At 63.7% G+C, this 17,321-nt stretch carries 15 protein-coding genes; 9 read left to right on the forward strand and 6 right to left on the reverse strand.

Going from position 1 to position 17,321, the window contains the following annotated elements; genetic code table 11:
* Nucleotides 1–186: 186 nt before the first annotated feature.
* Complete coding sequence (locus FFS12_RS19480) at nucleotides 187–1,128, forward strand: AEC family transporter (protein WP_137889354.1); 942 nt, start codon at nucleotides 187–189, stop codon at nucleotides 1,126–1,128.
* A 12-nt stretch (nucleotides 1,129–1,140) separates the two neighbouring features.
* Here FFS12_RS19480 and FFS12_RS19485 read toward each other — a convergent pair whose 3' ends face one another.
* From FFS12_RS19485 to gatC, 5 genes are all read right to left on the reverse strand, one after another.
* Nucleotides 1,141–1,524 carry a carboxymuconolactone decarboxylase family protein gene (locus tag FFS12_RS19485; RefSeq protein ID WP_137818184.1) on the reverse strand — a complete coding sequence of 128 codons (384 nt, stop codon included), beginning with the start codon at nucleotides 1,522–1,524 and terminating at the stop codon, nucleotides 1,141–1,143.
* A gap of 13 nt (nucleotides 1,525–1,537) precedes the next feature.
* Complete coding sequence (locus FFS12_RS19490) at nucleotides 1,538–1,927, reverse strand: septal ring lytic transglycosylase RlpA family protein (RefSeq protein WP_137889356.1); 390 nt, start codon at nucleotides 1,925–1,927, stop codon at nucleotides 1,538–1,540.
* Between the two features lie 60 nt (nucleotides 1,928–1,987).
* Nucleotides 1,988–3,433, reverse strand: a complete 1,446-nt coding sequence (gene gatB, locus FFS12_RS19495; RefSeq protein WP_137889358.1) for an Asp-tRNA(Asn)/Glu-tRNA(Gln) amidotransferase subunit GatB — start codon at nucleotides 3,431–3,433, stop codon at nucleotides 1,988–1,990.
* 110 nt (nucleotides 3,434–3,543) lie between these two features.
* Entirely contained in the window at nucleotides 3,544–4,995 is a 1,452-nt protein-coding gene (gatA, locus tag FFS12_RS19500) for an Asp-tRNA(Asn)/Glu-tRNA(Gln) amidotransferase subunit GatA (protein ID WP_137818181.1), read from the reverse strand.
* A 5-nt stretch (nucleotides 4,996–5,000) separates the two neighbouring features.
* Nucleotides 5,001–5,288, reverse strand: coding sequence for an Asp-tRNA(Asn)/Glu-tRNA(Gln) amidotransferase subunit GatC (gene gatC, locus FFS12_RS19505; RefSeq protein WP_137818180.1), 288 nt, complete (start codon nucleotides 5,286–5,288; stop codon nucleotides 5,001–5,003).
* A 238-nt stretch (nucleotides 5,289–5,526) separates the two neighbouring features.
* Between gatC and mreB the strand changes: the two genes are divergently transcribed.
* The 8 genes from mreB (at nucleotide 5,527) to tldD (ending at nucleotide 16,678) form a co-directional block, all read left to right on the forward strand.
* The gene (gene mreB, locus FFS12_RS19510; protein ID WP_137818179.1) at nucleotides 5,527–6,564 is read left to right on the forward strand and encodes a rod shape-determining protein MreB; all 1,038 of its coding nucleotides are present in this window, start codon (nucleotides 5,527–5,529) and stop codon (nucleotides 6,562–6,564) included.
* A 275-nt stretch (nucleotides 6,565–6,839) separates the two neighbouring features.
* Nucleotides 6,840–7,790: a rod shape-determining protein MreC gene (gene mreC / locus FFS12_RS19515; RefSeq protein WP_372239490.1), complete on the forward strand. Its 951-nt coding sequence runs from the start codon at nucleotides 6,840–6,842 to the stop codon at nucleotides 7,788–7,790.
* A complete protein-coding gene (gene mreD, locus FFS12_RS19520) occupies nucleotides 7,787–8,275 on the forward strand; it encodes a rod shape-determining protein MreD (RefSeq protein WP_137889362.1) in 489 nt (162 codons plus the stop codon). Before mreC ends, mreD begins: the two co-directional genes overlap by 4 nt.
* Before the next feature lie 55 nt (nucleotides 8,276–8,330).
* Nucleotides 8,331–8,933, forward strand: coding sequence for a nucleoside triphosphate pyrophosphatase (locus tag FFS12_RS19525; RefSeq protein ID WP_137889364.1), 603 nt, complete (start codon nucleotides 8,331–8,333; stop codon nucleotides 8,931–8,933).
* Nucleotides 8,930–10,387, forward strand: a complete 1,458-nt coding sequence (rng, locus tag FFS12_RS19530) for a ribonuclease G (RefSeq protein ID WP_137889366.1) — start codon at nucleotides 8,930–8,932, stop codon at nucleotides 10,385–10,387. Before FFS12_RS19525 ends, rng begins: the two co-directional genes overlap by 4 nt.
* An 84-nt stretch (nucleotides 10,388–10,471) precedes the next feature.
* On the forward strand, nucleotides 10,472–14,299 hold the full coding sequence (locus FFS12_RS19535; RefSeq protein WP_137889368.1) for a YhdP family protein: 3,828 nt from the start codon (nucleotides 10,472–10,474) through the stop codon (nucleotides 14,297–14,299).
* 55 nt (nucleotides 14,300–14,354) lie between these two features.
* Entirely contained in the window at nucleotides 14,355–15,194 is an 840-nt protein-coding gene (locus FFS12_RS19540) for a carbon-nitrogen hydrolase family protein (RefSeq protein ID WP_137889370.1), read from the forward strand.
* 26 nt (nucleotides 15,195–15,220) lie between these two features.
* Complete coding sequence (gene tldD, locus FFS12_RS19545) at nucleotides 15,221–16,678, forward strand: metalloprotease TldD (RefSeq protein WP_137889372.1); 1,458 nt, start codon at nucleotides 15,221–15,223, stop codon at nucleotides 16,676–16,678.
* A gap of 98 nt (nucleotides 16,679–16,776) precedes the next feature.
* Here the strand turns inward: tldD and yjgA are convergent, their stop codons facing one another.
* Entirely contained in the window at nucleotides 16,777–17,295 is a 519-nt protein-coding gene (gene yjgA / locus FFS12_RS19550; protein ID WP_137818171.1) for a ribosome biogenesis factor YjgA, read from the reverse strand.
* Between the last annotated feature and the right edge of the window lie 26 nt (nucleotides 17,296–17,321).

The following is a 17,321-nucleotide window of genomic DNA, read 5'->3' on the forward strand; positions in this document are numbered from 1 at the left end:
GAGCGAGCCCTGCTCGCGAAGCTTTTGCGTTGCCGGCATTCGCTAGCAGAGCTAGCTCCTACAATTCGGAATGCTCATTTAATGTAGGAGCAAAGGCTCTGCGCACGGCAGCTGTTTGCATGCGCTGGCGCTGCGGCTGACTTATCATTAGCCGCCTAACGACATCCGCCTGGCTCAGCACACGACATGCTCGCGCTCATCTCTGCAACCTTCGGCATCACCGCGCCGGTTTTCGCCATGTTGTTTCTCGGCGTGTTGCTCAAACGCCTGGGGCTGATCGATGCGGCGTTTATCGGCACGGCATCGGCGCTGGTGTTCAACGTCAGCATGCCGGTCATGCTGTTTCTCGCCATCCTGCATGCCGATCTACGCACGGCTTTGCAGCCGGCGGTACTGGGCTATTTCGTCGTCGCGACGCTGCTGGGGTTTCTCTTGGCCTGGGGTTGGGCGATCTGGCGTTGTCCCAGGGCCGATCGCGGGGTCTATACCCAGGGCGCCTTTCGTGGCAACAACGGCATTGTCGGCCTGGCGCTGGCGACCAGCCTGTACGGCGACTACGGCTTGTCGCTGGGTGGGGTGTTGGCCGGGGTGGTGATCCTCTCCTACAACAGCCTGTCGGCGGTAGTGCTGGCGATCTACAGCCCGAGTTCCAAGTCGGATGCCTGGAGCATTCTCAAGAGCATTCTGCGCAATCCATTGATCATCGGCGTGCTCGCGGCCATGCCCTTTGCCTATTGGCAGATCGGCCTGCCGGCCTGGCTGACCAAGTCCGGTGAGTACCTCGCGCAGCTGACCCTGCCGCTGGCGTTGATCTGCATCGGCGGCACCCTGTCGTTGGCGTCCCTGCGGGCGAGCAGCGGTTTGGCCATCAGCGCCAGCCTGATGAAGCTGGTGTGGTTGCCGCTGCTCTGCACCCTCGGGGCGTTCCTCTACGGTTTCCGCGGCGCCGAGCTGGGTATCCTGTTCCTCTACTTCGCCAGCCCCACCGCTGCCGCCAGCTTCGTCATGGTCAAGGCGGTGAACGGCAACCAGGAGCTGGCCGCGGCGATCATAGTGATCACCACCCTGGCGGCGGCGCTGACCACCAATATCGGCATCTTCGTGTTGCAGTGGGGCGGCTGGATCTAGGCGCAGCGCCGCTTATTCGCCTGCGCCCTGCCAGGCGTCTATCACTTCCTGGGCGGCGCGGAAGGCGTCGATCGCCGCCGGTACGCCGGCATACACCGCACAATGCAGTAGCGCCTCGCGGATTTCCTCGACCGTGCAGCCATTATTCAGCGCACCCCGCACATGGCCTTTCAGCTCTTGCGGGCATTTCAGCGCGGTCAGCGCGGCGAGGGTGATCAGGCTGCGAGTCTTCAGCGGCAGACCTTCACGGGTCCAGACGCCGCCCCAGGCATGTTCGTTGACGAAGTCTTGCAGGGGCTGGGTGAACTCGCTGGCATTGCCCAGGGCGCGATCGACGAAGGCATCGCCCATCACTTGGCGGCGTACCTGTTCGCCGGCTTTCGCTGGTTCGCTCATGGCTCTACTCCTGTTAGTCGAGGCTTTGCACCCGCACCGGCGCCACGCCGGCGCGCAGCATGTCGAGTTGCTGGGCGGCCTTGCGTGAGACATCGATGATGCGCCCGCGGGCGTAGGGGCCCCGGTCGTTGATGCGCACTACCACGGTCTTGTCGTTGTTCAGGTTGGTCACCCGCACCCGTGTGCCGAAGGGCAGGCTGCGGTGCGCGGCGGTCAGTTGGTGCTGGTCGAATCTCTCACCGCTGGCGGTGCGTTTGCCGTGGTGCCTGGCGCCGTAATAGGACGCCTTGCCCTCGGCGTTGTAGCGGCTTTCGCTGTCACCACCTGAGCCGAGGCCGAACGGCAGACCGGCGCAACCCGCGAGCAGGCCGAACAGTGCGCTGAGAGTCAGTAAACGCCACATACTTATACCTCTGGACAAAACAACGCCGGGCGAGCCCGGCGTTGTGCGGTGTTGAACTGCTTACCCTTCGAGCTTTTGCTTGAGCAATTCGTTCACTTGCTGCGGGTTGGCCTTGCCTTTGGAGGCCTTCATCGCCTGACCGACGAAGAAGCCGAACATCTTGCCGCGCTTGGCTTCATCGGCGGCGCGGTACTGTTCGACCTGCTCGGCGTTGGCGGCGAGCATCTCGTCGAGCATCGACTCGATGGCGCCGCTGTCGGTGACCTGTTTCAGGCCGCGGGCTTCGATGATTTGATCGGCGCTGCCTTCGCCGCCCGCCATGGCCTCGAAGACCATCTTGGCGATCTTGCCGGAGATAGTGTTGTCGCTGATGCGCACCAGCATGCCGCCCAGTTGTTCGGCGGATACCGGCGCTTGTTCGATCTCCAGGCCTTGCTTGTTCAACAGGCTGCCCAGCTCGACCATCACCCAGTTGGCCGCCAGCTTGGCGTCGCCGCCGATCTTGACGACCTGTTCGAAGTAATCCGCCTGCTCGCGGCTGGAGGCCAGCACGCTGGCATCGTAGGCGGACAAACCGAACTGGGCCTGGAAACGCTCGCGCTTCTGCGGCGGCAGTTCCGGCAGGGTGGCGCGGGTGGCGTCGAGGAATTGCGCGCTGATCACCACCGGCAGCAGATCCGGGTCGGGGAAGTAACGGTAGTCGTTGGCTTCCTCCTTGCTGCGCATGGCGCGGGTTTCGTCTTTGTTCGGGTCGTACAGGCGGGTCTGCTGGATGACCTTGCCGCCGTCTTCGATCAGCTCGATCTGCCGCTGCACCTCGGAGTTGATCGCCTTCTCGATAAAGCGGAACGAGTTGACGTTCTTGATCTCGCAGCGGGTGCCGAACTCGGCCTGGCCTTTCGGCCGTACCGAGACGTTGCAGTCGCAGCGCAGCGAGCCTTCGGCCATATTGCCGTCACAAATCCCCAGATAACGCACCAGGGCGTGGATGGCCTTGACGTAGGCCACGGCTTCCTTGGCGCTGCGCATGTCCGGCTCGGAGACGATCTCCAGCAGCGGCGTGCCGGCGCGGTTGAGGTCGATGCCGGTCATGCCGCTGAAGTCTTCATGCAGGCTCTTGCCGGCGTCTTCTTCCAGGTGCGCGCGGGTGATGCCGACGCGTTTGATCGTGCCGTCTTCCAGGCTGATGTCCAGGTGGCCCTTGCCGACAATCGGCAGTTCCATCTGACTGATCTGGTAGCCCTTGGGGAGGTCCGGATAGAAGTAGTTCTTGCGGGCGAAGACGTTGCTGGCGCCGATCTCGGCATCGATCGCCAGACCGAACTTGACCGCCATGCGCACCGCTTCCTCATTGAGCACCGGCAGCACGCCGGGCATGCCGAGATCGACCAGGCTGGCCTGGGTGTTCGGCTCGGCGCCAAAAGTGGTGGAGCTGGCGGAGAAAATCTTCGATTGGGTGGCGAGCTGGGTGTGGATTTCCAGCCCGATCACAGTTTCCCATTGCATAGTGGTGTTTCCTCAATCCTGCATTGCCTTGGCGAACCCTCTCCCGGCCCCGCGGGCCACCCTCCCCCCTTGACGGGGCGAGGGGAAAAGGCTGCATGGCTGCGCCATGACTAAAATCCGGCCGGCGATTGTTGGTGCCAGCCGCTGACCTGCTGGTAGCGGTGGGCTACGTTGAGCAGGCGGCCTTCCTGGAAGTAGGGGGCCAGCAACTGCACGCCAACCGGCAGACCTTCGACGAAACCCGCAGGCATGGAAATGCCCGGCAGGCCGGCGAGGTTGGCGGTGATGGTGTAGATGTCTTCCAGGTACTGCGCCACCGGGTCGTTGTTCTTCTCGCCGAGTTTCCAGGCCGGGTTCGGCGTGGTGGGGCCGAGTATCACGTCCACTTCTTTAAAGGCCGCCATGAAGTCGTTCTTGATCAGCCGGCGAATCTTCTGCGCCTGCAGGTAGTAGGCGTCGTAGTAACCGGCGGACAGCGCATAGGCACCGACCATGATCCGCCGCTGCACTTCAATGCCGAAGCCTTCGGCGCGTGAGCGCTTATACAGGTCGGTGAGGTCGACCGGGTTCTCGCAGCGATGGCCGAAGCGCACGCCGTCGAAACGCGACAGGTTGGAGGAAGCCTCGGCTGGGGCGATCACGTAATAGGCCGGAATCGCGTGCTGCATGTTCGGCAGGGAGATGTCCTTGACCACCGCGCCGAGTTTTTCCAGCTCCTTGACGCAGGCCAGGGTCAGCTCGGCGATGCGCGGGTCGAGGCCGGCGCCGAAATATTCCTTCGGCAGGCCGATGCGCAGGCCTTCCAGGCTGTGGTTCAGGCTGGCGCTGTAATCCGGCACGGGCTCATCGACACTGGTCGAATCTTTAGGGTCGAAGCCGGCCATGCCCTGCAGCAGCAGCGCGCAGTCTTCGGCAGTGCGGGCCAGTGGGCCGCCCTGGTCGAGGCTGGAGGCGTAGGCGATCATGCCCCAACGCGAGACGCGGCCGTAGGTCGGCTTGATCCCGGTGAGGTTGGTCAGCGCCGCCGGTTGGCGGATCGAGCCGCCGGTGTCGGTGCCGGTCGCCGCCGGCAACAGGCGGGCCGCCACCGCCGCGGCCGAGCCGCCGGAGGAGCCGCCCGGTACGTGGGCGAGGTTCCAGGGGTTCTTCACCGCGCCGTAATAGCTGGACTCGTTCGACGAGCCCATGGCGAACTCATCCATGTTGGTCTTGCCCAGCGTCACGGTGCCCGCCGCGGCGAGTTTGGCGACCACGGTGGCGTCATAGGGGGCGTTGAAGTTGTCGAGCATCTTCGAGCCGCAGCTGGTGCGAATGCCCTGGGTGCAGAACAGATCCTTGTGGGCGATCGGCGCGCCGAGCAGGGCGCCGCTTTCACCGCCGGCGCGGCGGGCATCGGCGGCCTTGGCCTGTTGCAGGGCCAGCGCTTCGGTGAGGCTGATAAAGCTGTTCAGCTGCGGGTCGAGTTGCTGAATGCGCGCGATCAGGTTGCGCGTCAGCTCCTCGGAAGAGAATTGTTTGTCGGCGAGGCCGCGGGCGATCTCGGCCAGAGTCAGTTGGTGCATATCCATTACTCGATCACTTTCGGCACGAGATACAGGCCGTCTTGTACTGCCGGGGCGATGGCCTGGTAGGCATCGCGGTGATTTTCCTCGGTCACAACGTCGGCGCGCAGGCGCTGAGTGGCTTCCAGCGGGTGAGCCAGGGGCTCGATGCCGGTAGTGTCGACCGCCTGCATCAGATCAATCAGACCGAGAATAGTGTTGAGGGTCTCGGTGGTGCGTGGAATATCGGCGTCATTCAGACCCAGTCGGGCCAGATGGGCGATTTTTTCCACCTCGGAGCGTTCAAGCGCCATCGGGGATTCTCCAATTAAGAGCAGCCAATTAAGAGCGGCCAGTGGCAGGCGGGCGGAAGACCGTACGAAAAAACTGTGCGGAACGGATACCGCGGGCGAGCGGTCAAAAGCCGCTATGATGGGCCGTAAAGCCCGGAAAAGGCGCCAATTTAACATATTGGCGCCTTGCCCAAAATCCCCGTCGTTGTTAGAGTTTGCCGCACTTTTTTACCCACGCGTTGCCTAGGGTCCCTATCCCATGTTCAAGAAACTGCGTGGCATGTTTTCCAGCGATCTGTCGATCGACCTGGGCACTGCCAATACCCTGATTTATGTACGCGAACGCGGCATTGTGCTGAATGAACCATCGGTGGTCGCCATCCGTACCCACGGCAACCAGAAGAGTGTCGTAGCGGTCGGAACCGAAGCCAAGCGTATGCTCGGCCGTACTCCCGGCAATATCGCCGCTATTCGTCCGATGAAGGATGGTGTGATCGCCGACTTCAGCGTCTGCGAGAAGATGCTGCAGTACTTCATCAATAAAGTGCATGAAAACAGCTTCCTGCAGCCGAGCCCACGCGTCCTTATCTGTGTGCCGTGCAAGTCTACTCAGGTTGAGCGTCGGGCCATTCGTGAGTCGGCCCTCGGTGCCGGCGCCCGCGAAGTGTTCCTGATCGAAGAACCGATGGCCGCCGCTATCGGTGCCGGCCTGCCGGTGGAAGAAGCGCGTGGTTCGATGGTCGTCGATATCGGCGGCGGTACTACGGAAATTGCGCTGATCTCGCTGAACGGCGTGGTTTACGCCGAATCCGTGCGGGTTGGCGGTGACCGCTTCGACGAAGCCATCATCACCTATGTGCGCCGCAACTACGGCAGCCTGATCGGCGAATCCACCGCCGAGCGCATCAAGCAGGAAATCGGTACTGCCTATCCGGGCGGCGAAATCCGTGAAGTCGACGTCCGTGGCCGTAACCTGGCGGAAGGCGTGCCGCGCAGCTTCACCCTCAATTCCAACGAAGTGCTGGAAGCGCTGCAGGAGTCCCTGGCGACTATAGTGCAGGCGGTTAAAAGCGCGCTGGAGCAATCGCCGCCGGAACTGGCTTCGGATATCGCCGAGCGTGGCCTAGTGCTGACCGGCGGTGGCGCCCTGCTGCGTGACCTGGACAAGCTGCTGGCGCAAGAAACCGGCCTGCCGGTGATCGTTGCCGAAGACCCGCTGACCTGCGTCGCGCGGGGCGGTGGCAAGGCGCTGGAGATGATGGATCGGCACACCATGGATCTGCTCTCCAGCGAATAAGACTGGCGAGTTCCGCTGCGCCCGCAACGCTTTTGCAGTGCCCTGGGCGTTTCTCGGGGCCGTGCCCACCTCGGTGGGCTCGTCGCATTTCCTGCATTCATGTGGGGCATAAAGCTACAGTCGGCGCAGAAGTCGCGTTTACAATCCGTAAATCAGCACTCGATTCGGTTTCCAATGCCGCATGAATAAGCGCAGCCATTCTAAACACAGCGTCGGAGCAGCAAGCCATTAAGCCGCTCTTTGCCAAGGGCCCCTCATTGGGTGTGCGCCTGCTGGTGCTGGTCGTGCTTTCGGCTGCGCTGATGGTGGTCGATGCGCGTTTCGAGGCGCTCAAGCCCGTGCGCAGCCAGCTGGGCCTGGTGCTGACGCCGTTCTATTGGCTGGCCGATCTGCCGGTACGCATATGGGATGGGGTGACGCAGCAGTTCAGCAGTCGCAGCGAATTGCTCGGCGAGAACGAGAAGCTCAAGGCCGAGGCGCTGTTGATGCAGCGGCGTCTGCAGAAGCTGGCCACATTGACCGAGCAGAACGTGCGTCTGCGCGAGTTGCTCAACTCTTCCGCGCTGGTCGACGAGAAGGTGCTGGTCGGCGAGTTGATTGGCGTCGATCCTAATCCCTTCACCCATCGCATCCTGATCGACAAAGGCGGCAAGGATGGCGTGTTCCTTGGCCAGCCCGTCCTGGATGCGCGCGGCCTGATGGGCCAGGTGGTGGAGGTCATGCCTTATACCTCGCGGGTTCTGCTGCTGACCGACACCAGCCACAGCATTCCGGTGCAGATCAATCGCAATGGCCTGCGGGCCATCGCCAGCGGTACCGGCAACCCCGAGCGCCTGGAGCTGCGGCATGTGGCGGATACCGCCGATATCAAGGAAGGCGATCTGCTGGTCAGCTCCGGGCTTGGTCAGCGCTTCCCGGCGGGTTATCCGGTGGCGACGGTTAAAGAAGTGATTCACGACTCCGGGCAGCCGTTCGCCATTGTGCGTGCCATTCCTACCGCGGCGTTGAACCGTAGCCGCTATATGTTGCTGGTGTTTACCGATGCCCGTTCGCCCGAGCAGCGCGCCACGGACTCCGCAGAGGCGCAAGAAGAAGTCGATCGGCAGGCCGGGCAAAATCCCGCCGAGGTTCCGACCGGCGCGACGCCGAGCCCTCAATCGCCAGCCGTCCCGCTCGTGCAACCGGTAACGGCCACCCCGACTGCAACTGGGGGGGAGCAGCGATGATCGGTTTGCGTCCGCGTAATGGCTGGGTGATCTGGTTGAGTTTGGCGGCGGCCTTGTTGCTCAGCGTGGCGCCGATGGCGAGCTTTATGGAAATCGGTCGGCCGCTCTGGCTGGCACTGTTTCTGACCTACTGGACCTTGGCCCTGCCACATCGGGTCGGGATGACCACGGCCTGGCTGCTGGGCTTGGCGGAGGATGTGCTGTACGGCTCGTTGCTCGGGCAGAACGCCTTGATCCTGAGCCTGATCACTTTCCTGGTGCTGACCCTGCATCAGCGTCTGCGCATGTTCCCTATGTGGCAGCAGAGCCTGGTGCTGCTGGTGGTGTTCGGCCTGGCCCAGTTGGTCCAGCTGTGGCTCAATGCACTCACCGGGAACCGCCCGCCGACCTTGGCCTTTGTGCTGCCGGCCTTGGTCAGCGCATTGCTCTGGCCCTGGGTCTGTGTTGCCCTGCGCGGTTTGCATCAGCGCTTAAACGTCAATTAAACGGGTTGCGGCCAGCGGGCTGCCGACCTGCACTGTTCGACAGGGAGAGGTCTGCATGGCCACGCTTTACTTGGCCTCCGGGTCGCCGCGCCGACGTGAATTGCTGACGCAAATCGGTGTGCCCTTCTTCACGCTCAGCGCTCCCATCGATGAAGATCCATTGCCAGATGAGGCGCCACAGGCCTATGTAGAGCGTTTGGCTTGCGCCAAAGCGGTGACCGGGCTGGCCGCCTTGGAAACCCCTGCCGGGGCGGTGGTGCTCGGTGCCGATACGGCGGTGGTGCTCGCTGGGCGCATTCTCGGTAAACCGCAGGATCGGGCGGAAGCCTTGGCCATGCTGGCGGCCCTTTCGGGGCGCGAGCATGAAGTGCTGACCGCCGTGGCCGTTGCTTCGGCGCAGCGCAATGAGGTGCGAGTGGTGCGAAGCCAGGTGGCTTTTCGTCCGCTGTCGCGCGCCGAAGCCGAAGCCTATTGGGCCAGCGGTGAGCCGCAGGACAAAGCCGGTGGTTATGCTATCCAGGGGTTGGCGGCGGTGTTCGTCAGCGCTCTGCGCGGTAGTTATTCGGCGGTGGTCGGCCTGCCGCTGTGCGAAACCGCGGAGCTGCTCGCCGATTTTGGCATTCCCTGTTGGCAGCACCTGAGCGAGACGCAAGCATGAGCGAAGAGATTCTGATCAACATCACGCCGATGGAGTCGCGCGTGGCGGTGGTGGAAAACGGGGTGCTGCAGGAGGTGCATGTCGAGCGCACCCAGCGCCGCGGCATCGTCGGCAACATCTATAAAGGCAAGGTGGTACGGGTGCTGCCGGGGATGCAGGCGGCCTTCGTCGATATCGGCCTGGAGCGCGCGGCGTTCATCCATGCCTCGGAGATTTCTTCCCGCGAAGGCAGTGCCGTGGAGAGCATCAGTGCCCTGGTCCACGAGGGTCAGAGCCTGGTGGTGCAGGTGACCAAGGACCCGATCGGCAGCAAGGGCGCGCGCCTGACCACGCAGCTGTCGATTCCCTCGCGCTATCTCGTCTATATGCCGCGCACCAGTCATGTCGGTATCTCGCTGCGGATTGAAGATGAAGTCGAGCGTGAGCGCCTGAAGCGGGTGGTGGCCGACTGCATCGCGGCCGAGGGGATCGAGGAGAGCGGTGGCTTTATCCTGCGCACCGCCGCGGATGGCGCGGGTGCCGACGAAATCATCGCGGACATTCGTTATCTGCGTCGGTTGTGGGAGCAGATCGGCACCCAGATGACAACGGCGCCCACCCCGTCGGTGATTTACGAGGATCTCAGCCTGGCCCTGCGTACCCTGCGTGATTTGGTCAGCCTGCGCACCGAGAAGCTGCGTATTGACTCGCGCGAGACCTTCCAGAAAATCACCCAGTTCGTCGATGAACTGATGCCGGAAATCGCCGACCGCCTGGAGCACTACCCAGGCGAGCGGCCGATTTTCGATCTGTATGGCGTCGAGGACGAGATCCAGAAGGCGCTGGAGCGCAAGGTGCCGCTCAAGTCCGGCGGTTACCTGATCATCGACCCGGCCGAGGCGATGAGCACCATCGATGTGAACACGGGCGCCTTCGTCGGGCACCGCACGCTGGAAGAAACCATCTTCAAGACCAACCTCGAAGCCGCCACCGCGATTGCCCGGCAACTGCGCCTGCGCAACTTGGGTGGGATCATCATCATCGACTTCATCGACATGGAAGACGAAGAGCACCAGCGCCAGGTACTGCGGACCCTGGAGAAGCAGCTGGAGCGCGACCACGCCAAGACCAATATCATTGGCATCACCGAGTTGGGCTTGGTGCAGATGACCCGCAAACGCACCCGCGAGAGCCTCGAGCAGGTGCTCTGCGAGCCCTGCACCAGCTGCCAGGGGCGCGGCAAGCTGAAGACCGCAGAGACCATCTGCTACGAAATCTTCCGCGAGATCCTCCGTGAGGCCCGTGCCTATCAGGCCGAAGGCTATCGCGTGCTGGCGAACCAGAAGGTCGTCGACCGGCTGTTGGACGAGGAGTCGGGCAACGTTGCCGACCTGGAAAGCTTTATTGGCCGCACCATTAAATTTCAGGTCGAGACCATGTATTCGCAGGAGCAATACGATGTGGTTCTGCTCTGAGCGTGCTCTGCTTGAGGCCGGGCACTCTCGGCGCCGGGATGGGCGCGTGTTTATGGAGCTGAACTGACGTGGAGCCGAACTGAAATGGAACGTCTCGCCCGCCTGTTCGCCACTCTGCTGCGCTGGAGTTGGGAGCTCTGTGCCTTAGGTCTGGTGCTGGCGGCGCTGTATGTCAGCCTCGGCCGCGAGCTGGTGCCTTGGGTCGCCGAGTATCGCGGCGAAGTCGAGAGCAAGGTGCAGGCGACTCTGGGTTTGCCGCTGACTATCGGTAGTCTGGAAGGCCGTTGGCAGGGATGGGCGCCGCTGCTGCTGGCGCATGACGTGCAGGTTGGCGAAGGCGCTAGTGCGGTGCGGCTGGATCAGGTGCGGGTGGTGCCGGATGTAGTGGCCAGCTTGCTGGCGCGTCAGGTGCGGGTTGCCCGGCTGGAGCTGGAGGGCCTGCAGCTCAGTGTGCAACAGGACGCCGACGGCCGGTGGTCGCTGGAAGGCTTGCCGGCGCGTGCCGAATCCGCGCCGGTGGATCCGGCGCAATGGCTCGCCGGTCTGCAAATGGTCGCGCGCATTTCGTTGCTGGATAGCCAACTGACCCTCGAGCCTCATGGCGAGGCGCCGTTGACCCTCACCTATGTCAACTTGAGCCTGCGTAATGGCATAAGCCGTCAGCGCCTGGACGGCCGTTTGACCCTACCCGATGGCCAGCCGTTGGCCCTGAGCCTGCGCACCCACTTGCGCCCGGGGACATGGCAGGAGGCGGAGGCCGAGCTGTATCTCAGCCTGCCGCAGAGCGATTGGGCGCGCTGGCTGCCGGCGAGCCTGACGCGCGACTGGCACGTCGGGCGCCTCCAAGCTGGCGGCGAATTTTGGCTGTCCTGGGCCAAGGGCGGCATTCAGCGCGCGGTGGCGCGTGTGCATGCGCCCGAGCTGAGCGCGGCTTACGCCCAGCGCAAGCCGGCGAAGCTGCAGGATTTGGCACTCACTGGGTACTTCGACCGCACCGCCGAAGGTTTTCAGCTGCTGCTCGACTCGCTTGCCGCGAGCTTCGGTGAGACCCGTTGGGGGGAGGCGCAGTTGGGCCTCACTCATCAGGCCGCCAGCGCGGATCGCGAGGAGCGCTGGCAGCTCACGGCGGATCGTCTCAACCTGACGCCGTTGACGCCGGCCATCGAGGCGCTGGCACCGCTGCCGGAAACCCTCGCCGCGGTGTTGGGCGGCCTGCAACTGCAGGGCGGGCTGCGTAATCTGCAACTGGCGTACCGGCCGCAGGCCAGCGCCGACCAGCGTGTGCAATTTGCCGGCAACCTGGAAAACATCAGTTTCGATGCCTATGGCGGGGCGCCGGCGGTGGAAAACGTCAGCGGCAGCATCAGCGGCGACCTGGGTCAGGGCGAGTTGCGGCTGGCGACCGAGAACTTCGCCTTGCACCTGGATCAGCTGTTTCCCAAGCCCTGGCGCTACCAGAAGGCCAATGCCCGCTTGACTTGGCGCCTCGACGAGCAGGCCTTCACCCTGATCAGCCCCTACCTGCAAGTAGTGGGTGACGAGGGCAAGCTCGCCGGCGATTTCCTGATCCGCCTGATGCGCGATCCGGCGACGGAAGACTATATGGACCTGCGTGTCGGCCTGCGCGAGGGCGACGCCCGCTACACCGAGAAATACTTACCGACGCTGGCCACTGGGCTCAGCCCGGAGCTGGCCAACTGGCTGAAGACGGCGATCCGTGCCGGCGCCATCGACGAGGGCTATTTTCAGTATCAGGGCTCGCTGAACAAAGGCGCGGAGGATGCGGCGCGCAGCCTCAGCCTGTTCTTCAAGGTGCATGACGCCGAGTTGGCCTTCCAGCCCGGCTGGCCAGCACTGCGCGGCGCGCGCGGTGATGTGTTTATCGAGGACCGCGGGGTGCGCGTGCAGGTGCCGGAAGGGCGTTTGCTCGACAGCGCGGTGAGTGCTGTCAGCGTCGACATTGCGCATGTCGAGCCGGGCCAGACGCCGCGCTTGCTGCTGGTTGGCGACGTGCGGAGCAATGTTGCCGATGCGCTGAAAGTTCTTCAGGACACGCCGCTGGGCACCGCTGAAACCTTCGCCGGCTGGCAGGGTGAGGGCGCGCTCAGCGGCAAGCTCAACCTGGATATTCCACTGAGCCATGGTTTGCCGCCCACTGTGGTGGTCGACTTTTCGGCCGACGGTGCGCGCCTCAAGCTGGCTAACCCCAACCTTGAATTGACTCAACTGAAAGGCGCGTTCCGCTTCGATACGGCCAGTGGCTTGAGTGCCCCGGATATCCGCGCTCAGGTCTTTGGCCGGGCGGTTCGCGGCAAAGCCATCGCCGCTGGCGCGCGCGGTCGGCCACTGACGCGGATCGAGGCGGGTGGTCAAGTGGCGCTGCAAAGCCTGACCGACTGGCTGGGTGCGACCCAGCCACTGCCGCTGTCCGGCGAGTTGCCTTACCAATTGTGGCTGACCCTGGATGGCGCCGACAGTCAGCTGCGCGTCGACTCCAACCTGAAAGGACTGGCAATCGACCTGCCGGCGCCCTTTGGCAAAGCGGCCGCCGATGAGCGCCCGACCGAGTGGCGCATGACTCTGCAGGGTGCGGAGCGGCGTTACTGGTTGGACTATGCCAAGCTGGCCAGCCTGAGCTTGGCGGCGCCGCTTGACCGCTTGGCCGATGGCCGTGGCGAGCTGCGGCTGGGCCGGGAGCCGTCCAGCTTGCCGAGCAGCAAAGGGCTGCGCGTACGCGGTAGCCTGAGTGAGCTGGATTGGGAGGCCTGGCAGGCGCTGAGCAAACGCTATGCGGCGGGCCAGGGCGATAGCGCCAAGCAGTTGCTCAGCAGTGCCGAACTGCAGATCGGCAACTTCCGTGGCTTCGGCGCCTCGCTGGAGAGCCTGAGTGTGCAGTTGGCTCGCGCCAATGGGGGCTGGGCGCTGGACCTCGACAGCGCTCTACTCAAAGGCCGGATCGGCTTGCCGGATGCCAGTACGGCGGCCATCACGGTCAACCTCGAGCATCTACGCTTCCCCGCCGCCACGCCCAAGCCGCCGACCGAGGCCGCTGGGCCGGACCCGCTTGCGACGGTTGATCCGCGGCAGATTCCGGCTCTGGATATTCAGATCGCTCGGGTCTTGCAGGGTGACAGTCTGCTGGGGGCTTGGTCGCTGAAAGCGCGGCCGAGTGCCAACGGGGTGACGTTCAGCGAGTTGAATCTGGGCCTCAAGGGTTTGCAGCTGGGTGGCACTGCTGGCTGGGAGGGTGCGCCCGGCGCCAGCAGCAGTTGGTACAAAGGCCGGCTAGAGGGCAAGAATTTGGCCGATGTACTGCTCGCCTGGGATTTTGCGCCGACGGCCACCAGCGAAGGATTCCTCCTGGATGTCGATGGGCGTTGGCCCGGCTCGCCGGCCTGGGTCAGTCTCAAGCGTTTGTCCGGTGAGCTCGATGCCAGTCTGCGTAAGGGCCAGTTCGTCGAGGCGCAAGGCTCGGCCGCGGCGCTGCGGGTATTTGGCTTGCTCAACTTCAACTCAATCGGTCGACGCCTGCGCCTGGACTTCTCCGATCTGCTCGACAAAGGCCTGAGTTACGACCGAGTCAAAGGCCTGCTGGTGGCCAACAATGGTGTCTACGTGACGCGCGAGCCGATCACCCTGATCGGACCGTCGAGTAACCTTGAGCTCAATGGCACCTTGGACATGGTCAGTGATCGGGTCGATGCCAAGTTGTTGGTGACGCTGCCGTTGAGCAACAACTTACCGCTGGCCGCCTTGATCGTCGGCGCACCGGCCATCGGTGGGGCGTTGTTCGTGGTCGACAAACTGCTGGGCAAGCAGGTGGCGCGTTTCGCCAGTGTGCAGTACAGCGTGAAAGGCTCCTGGCAGGATCCGATAATCAGCTTCGATAAGCCTTTTGAAAAACCTCGTTAACGCCGTGACCCGCTGCATGGGGTAGCATGCGCCTATGCCTTTTTGGGAGCGCGGTATGTCCCTCGCCGTGATTCAGATGGTTAGCCAGGACGATGTGCTGGCCAACCTTGCCGATGCCCGTCGCCTGCTCGAACAAGCTGCCGCCGGTGGTGCGCGGCTTGCGGTGCTGCCGGAAAACTTTGCCGCCATGGGCCGCCGTGACCTGGCCGCCCTCGGGCGGGCCGAGGCCTTGGGTGAGGGTCCGATCCTGCCCTGGTTGAAACAGACCGCCCGCGACCTCAAGTTATGGATAGTGGCCGGCACCTTGCCGCTGCCGCCCGACGGTCAGCCCGAGGCTAAGGCGCATGCCTGTTCGTTGCTGATCGATGAGCAGGGCGAGCGGGTGGCACGTTACGACAAGCTGCATCTGTTTGATGTGGATGTGGCCGACAGCCGCGGTCGCTACCGCGAGTCCGACGATTACGCCCATGGCTCGCAGTTGGTGGTGGCCGATACCCCGGTGGGGCGCTTGGGGCTGACGGTGTGCTACGACCTGCGCTTCCCCGAGTTGTATGGCGCACTGCGGCAGGCCGGCGCGGAATTGATCAGCGCGCCTTCGGCGTTCACCGCAGTGACCGGCGCCGCGCACTGGCAAGTTCTGGTGCGCGCCCGGGCCATCGAGACGCAGTGTTACCTGTTGGCCGCCGGTCAGGGCGGCATCCACCCGAAAGGACGCGAGACTTTTGGCCATTCGGCAATCATCGACCCCTGGGGGCGAGTATTGGCCGAACAGGCCCAGGGCGAGGCGCTGCTCTTGGCCAGCCGCGATGCGGCCGAGCAGGCGGCGATCCGTCAACGCATGCCGGTGTACCATCACCGCCGATTTTCAGTGTCGTCCGCCGTGCGGCCGACCTAAGGGCTCTGAGAGCCTATGGAGTGACTATGAGCGAGTTGTTGTTATCCGTCAGTGAGCACCTGCTGGGCCCTGGCGGTTTGAGTATCGAAAGCCTGCCGGCGGTGCTGGCCGAATTGGCCGGCCCGGGGATCGATGCGGCGGACCTGTATTTCCATGGCCAGGTCTCGGAGACCTGGGTGCTGGAGGACGGCATCGTCAAGGAAGGCAGTTTCAATCTGGATCAGGGCGTCGGCGTGCGCGCGCAGTCCGGCGAGAAAACCGGCTTCGCCTATAGCAATGCGATCACCGCCGACGCCTTGAGCCAGGCCGCCCGCGCCGCTCGCTCGATTGCCCGCGCCGGCCAGCATGGCCGCGTGCAGGCCTTTGCCAGCCCGCAAGTCGCACGCCTGTATGCGCCGGAGAACCCGCTGGAAGTGCTCAGCCGGGCGGAGAAAGTCGAGCTGCTCAAACGGGTGGATGTCGCTACGCGGGCGCTGGACCCGCGGATCAAACAGGTCACCGTCAGTCTGGCGGGCGTCTGGGAGCGGATTCTGGTCGCCGCCAACGACGGCAGCCTCGGCGCCGATGTGCGGCCGTTGGTGCGTTTCAATGTCAGCGTGATAGTCGAGCAGAATGGTCGTCGCGAGCGCGGTGGCCATGGTGGCGGCGGTCGTTCCGATTATCGCTACTTTCTCAGTAAGGACAGCCTCAACGAAGACCGCGCCATGGGTTATGCCCGTGAGGCGTTGCGTCAGGCGCTGGTCAATCTGGAAGCCATCCCGGCACCGGCCGGCACCTTCCCGGTGGTGATGGGCGCCGGCTGGTCTGGCGTCCTGCTGCATGAGGCGGTCGGCCATGGCCTGGAGGGCGACTTCAACCGCAAGGGCAGTTCGGCCTATAGCGGGCGCATGGGCCAGCAAGTGGCCTCCAGCCTCTGCACCATAGTCGACGACGGCACCCTGGCGGGGCGCCGCGGTTCGCTGAGCCTGGACGACGAAGGCACGCCGACCCAGTGCACCACGCTGATCGAAAACGGCGTGCTCAAGGGCTATATGCAGGACAAGTTGAACGCGCGTCTGATGGGCGTGGCCGCCACCGGCAATGGCCGGCGTGAGTCGTACGCGCACCTGCCGATGCCGCGGATGACCAACACCTATATGTTGGCCGGCGAGAGCGACCCGCAAGAGATTATCGCCTCGGTGAAGAAGGGCATTTACTGCGCCAACCTCGGCGGCGGTCAGGTCGATATCACCAGCGGCAAGTTCGTGTTCTCCACCAGCGAGGCGTACTTGATCGAGGATGGCAAGATCACCGCGCCGGTCAAAGGCGCCACGCTGATTGGTAACGGCCCGGAAGCCATGGGCCGGGTGTCGATGGTCGGCAACGATCTGGCGCTGGACAGCGGTGTCGGCACCTGCGGTAAAGACGGCCAGTCGGTGCCGGTGGGCGTCGGCCAGCCGACGCTGAAAATTGATGCGATTACCGTGGGCGGTACAGGCGCGTAGGAGCGTAGGGTGGGTTAGGCCTTTGGCCGTAACCCACCAACCGGCCCAGCGTGGCGGCGTTTTTGCCGTAGAGATCCGTCCATTGGGCAAGCGCTTGGTCAGCGCAGACCGCGTTTGCTCTCGTCCAGTTCGCGGATGTATTTGAAGATTTTGCGCGTGGCGGCGGGTGGCTTGTTGTGCGCCGTTTCGTGCTGGGCCTGACGGATCAGTTGGCGCAAATGCTGCCGGTCAGCCTGCGGATAATCGCCGACAAAGGCTTCGAGAACGTCGTCGCCGCCGTTGATCAAGCGGTCGCGCCAGCGCTCCAGGCCGTGGAAGCGTTCGTTGTACTGACGGGTAGACGCATCCAGTTGGTCCAGCAGGACCAGGATTTCGTCGATGTTCTGATCGCGCATCAGCTTGCCGATGAACTGGATGTGCCGTTTACGGGCGATGTTCGCCGTATGCTTCGGCGCTTCGGCCAGGGCGCGACGCAGGGCGTCGGTCAACGGCAAGCGCGCGATCAGGTCGGGTTTGAGGGTTGTCAGGCGCTCGCCGAGGTCTACTAGAGCATGCAGCTCACGTTTGACTTGGGTTTTGCTCTTCTCCTCGGAGAAGTCGTCGGAATATTCAGACATGGGGCTGATCCAGTTGGAAACGTCGC

Origin of the sequence: Pseudomonas sp. 2FE, from assembly GCF_005503735.1 — a bacterium.
Lineage (GTDB): Bacteria > Pseudomonadota > Gammaproteobacteria > Pseudomonadales > Pseudomonadaceae > Aquipseudomonas.

Coding starts and splice junctions, on each gene's coding strand:
- FFS12_RS19485 (WP_137818184.1), bottom strand. CDS start 1,524: ATGAGCGAACCAGCGAAAGCCGGCGAACAGGTACGCCGCCAAGTGATG.
- FFS12_RS19480 (WP_137889354.1), top strand. CDS start 187: ATGCTCGCGCTCATCTCTGCAACCTTCGGCATCACCGCGCCGGTTTTC.
- gatA (WP_137818181.1), bottom strand. CDS start 4,995: ATGCACCAACTGACTCTGGCCGAGATCGCCCGCGGCCTCGCCGACAAA.
- yjgA (WP_137818171.1), bottom strand. CDS start 17,295: ATGTCTGAATATTCCGACGACTTCTCCGAGGAGAAGAGCAAAACCCAA.
- FFS12_RS19525 (WP_137889364.1), top strand. CDS start 8,331: ATGGCCACGCTTTACTTGGCCTCCGGGTCGCCGCGCCGACGTGAATTG.
- FFS12_RS19490 (WP_137889356.1), bottom strand. CDS start 1,927: ATGTGGCGTTTACTGACTCTCAGCGCACTGTTCGGCCTGCTCGCGGGT.
- tldD (WP_137889372.1), top strand. CDS start 15,221: ATGAGCGAGTTGTTGTTATCCGTCAGTGAGCACCTGCTGGGCCCTGGC.
- rng (WP_137889366.1), top strand. CDS start 8,930: ATGAGCGAAGAGATTCTGATCAACATCACGCCGATGGAGTCGCGCGTG.
- mreB (WP_137818179.1), top strand. CDS start 5,527: ATGTTCAAGAAACTGCGTGGCATGTTTTCCAGCGATCTGTCGATCGAC.
- FFS12_RS19535 (WP_137889368.1), top strand. CDS start 10,472: ATGGAACGTCTCGCCCGCCTGTTCGCCACTCTGCTGCGCTGGAGTTGG.
- gatC (WP_137818180.1), bottom strand. CDS start 5,288: ATGGCGCTTGAACGCTCCGAGGTGGAAAAAATCGCCCATCTGGCCCGA.
- mreD (WP_137889362.1), top strand. CDS start 7,787: ATGATCGGTTTGCGTCCGCGTAATGGCTGGGTGATCTGGTTGAGTTTG.
- FFS12_RS19540 (WP_137889370.1), top strand. CDS start 14,355: ATGTCCCTCGCCGTGATTCAGATGGTTAGCCAGGACGATGTGCTGGCC.
- gatB (WP_137889358.1), bottom strand. CDS start 3,433: ATGCAATGGGAAACTGTGATCGGGCTGGAAATCCACACCCAGCTCGCC.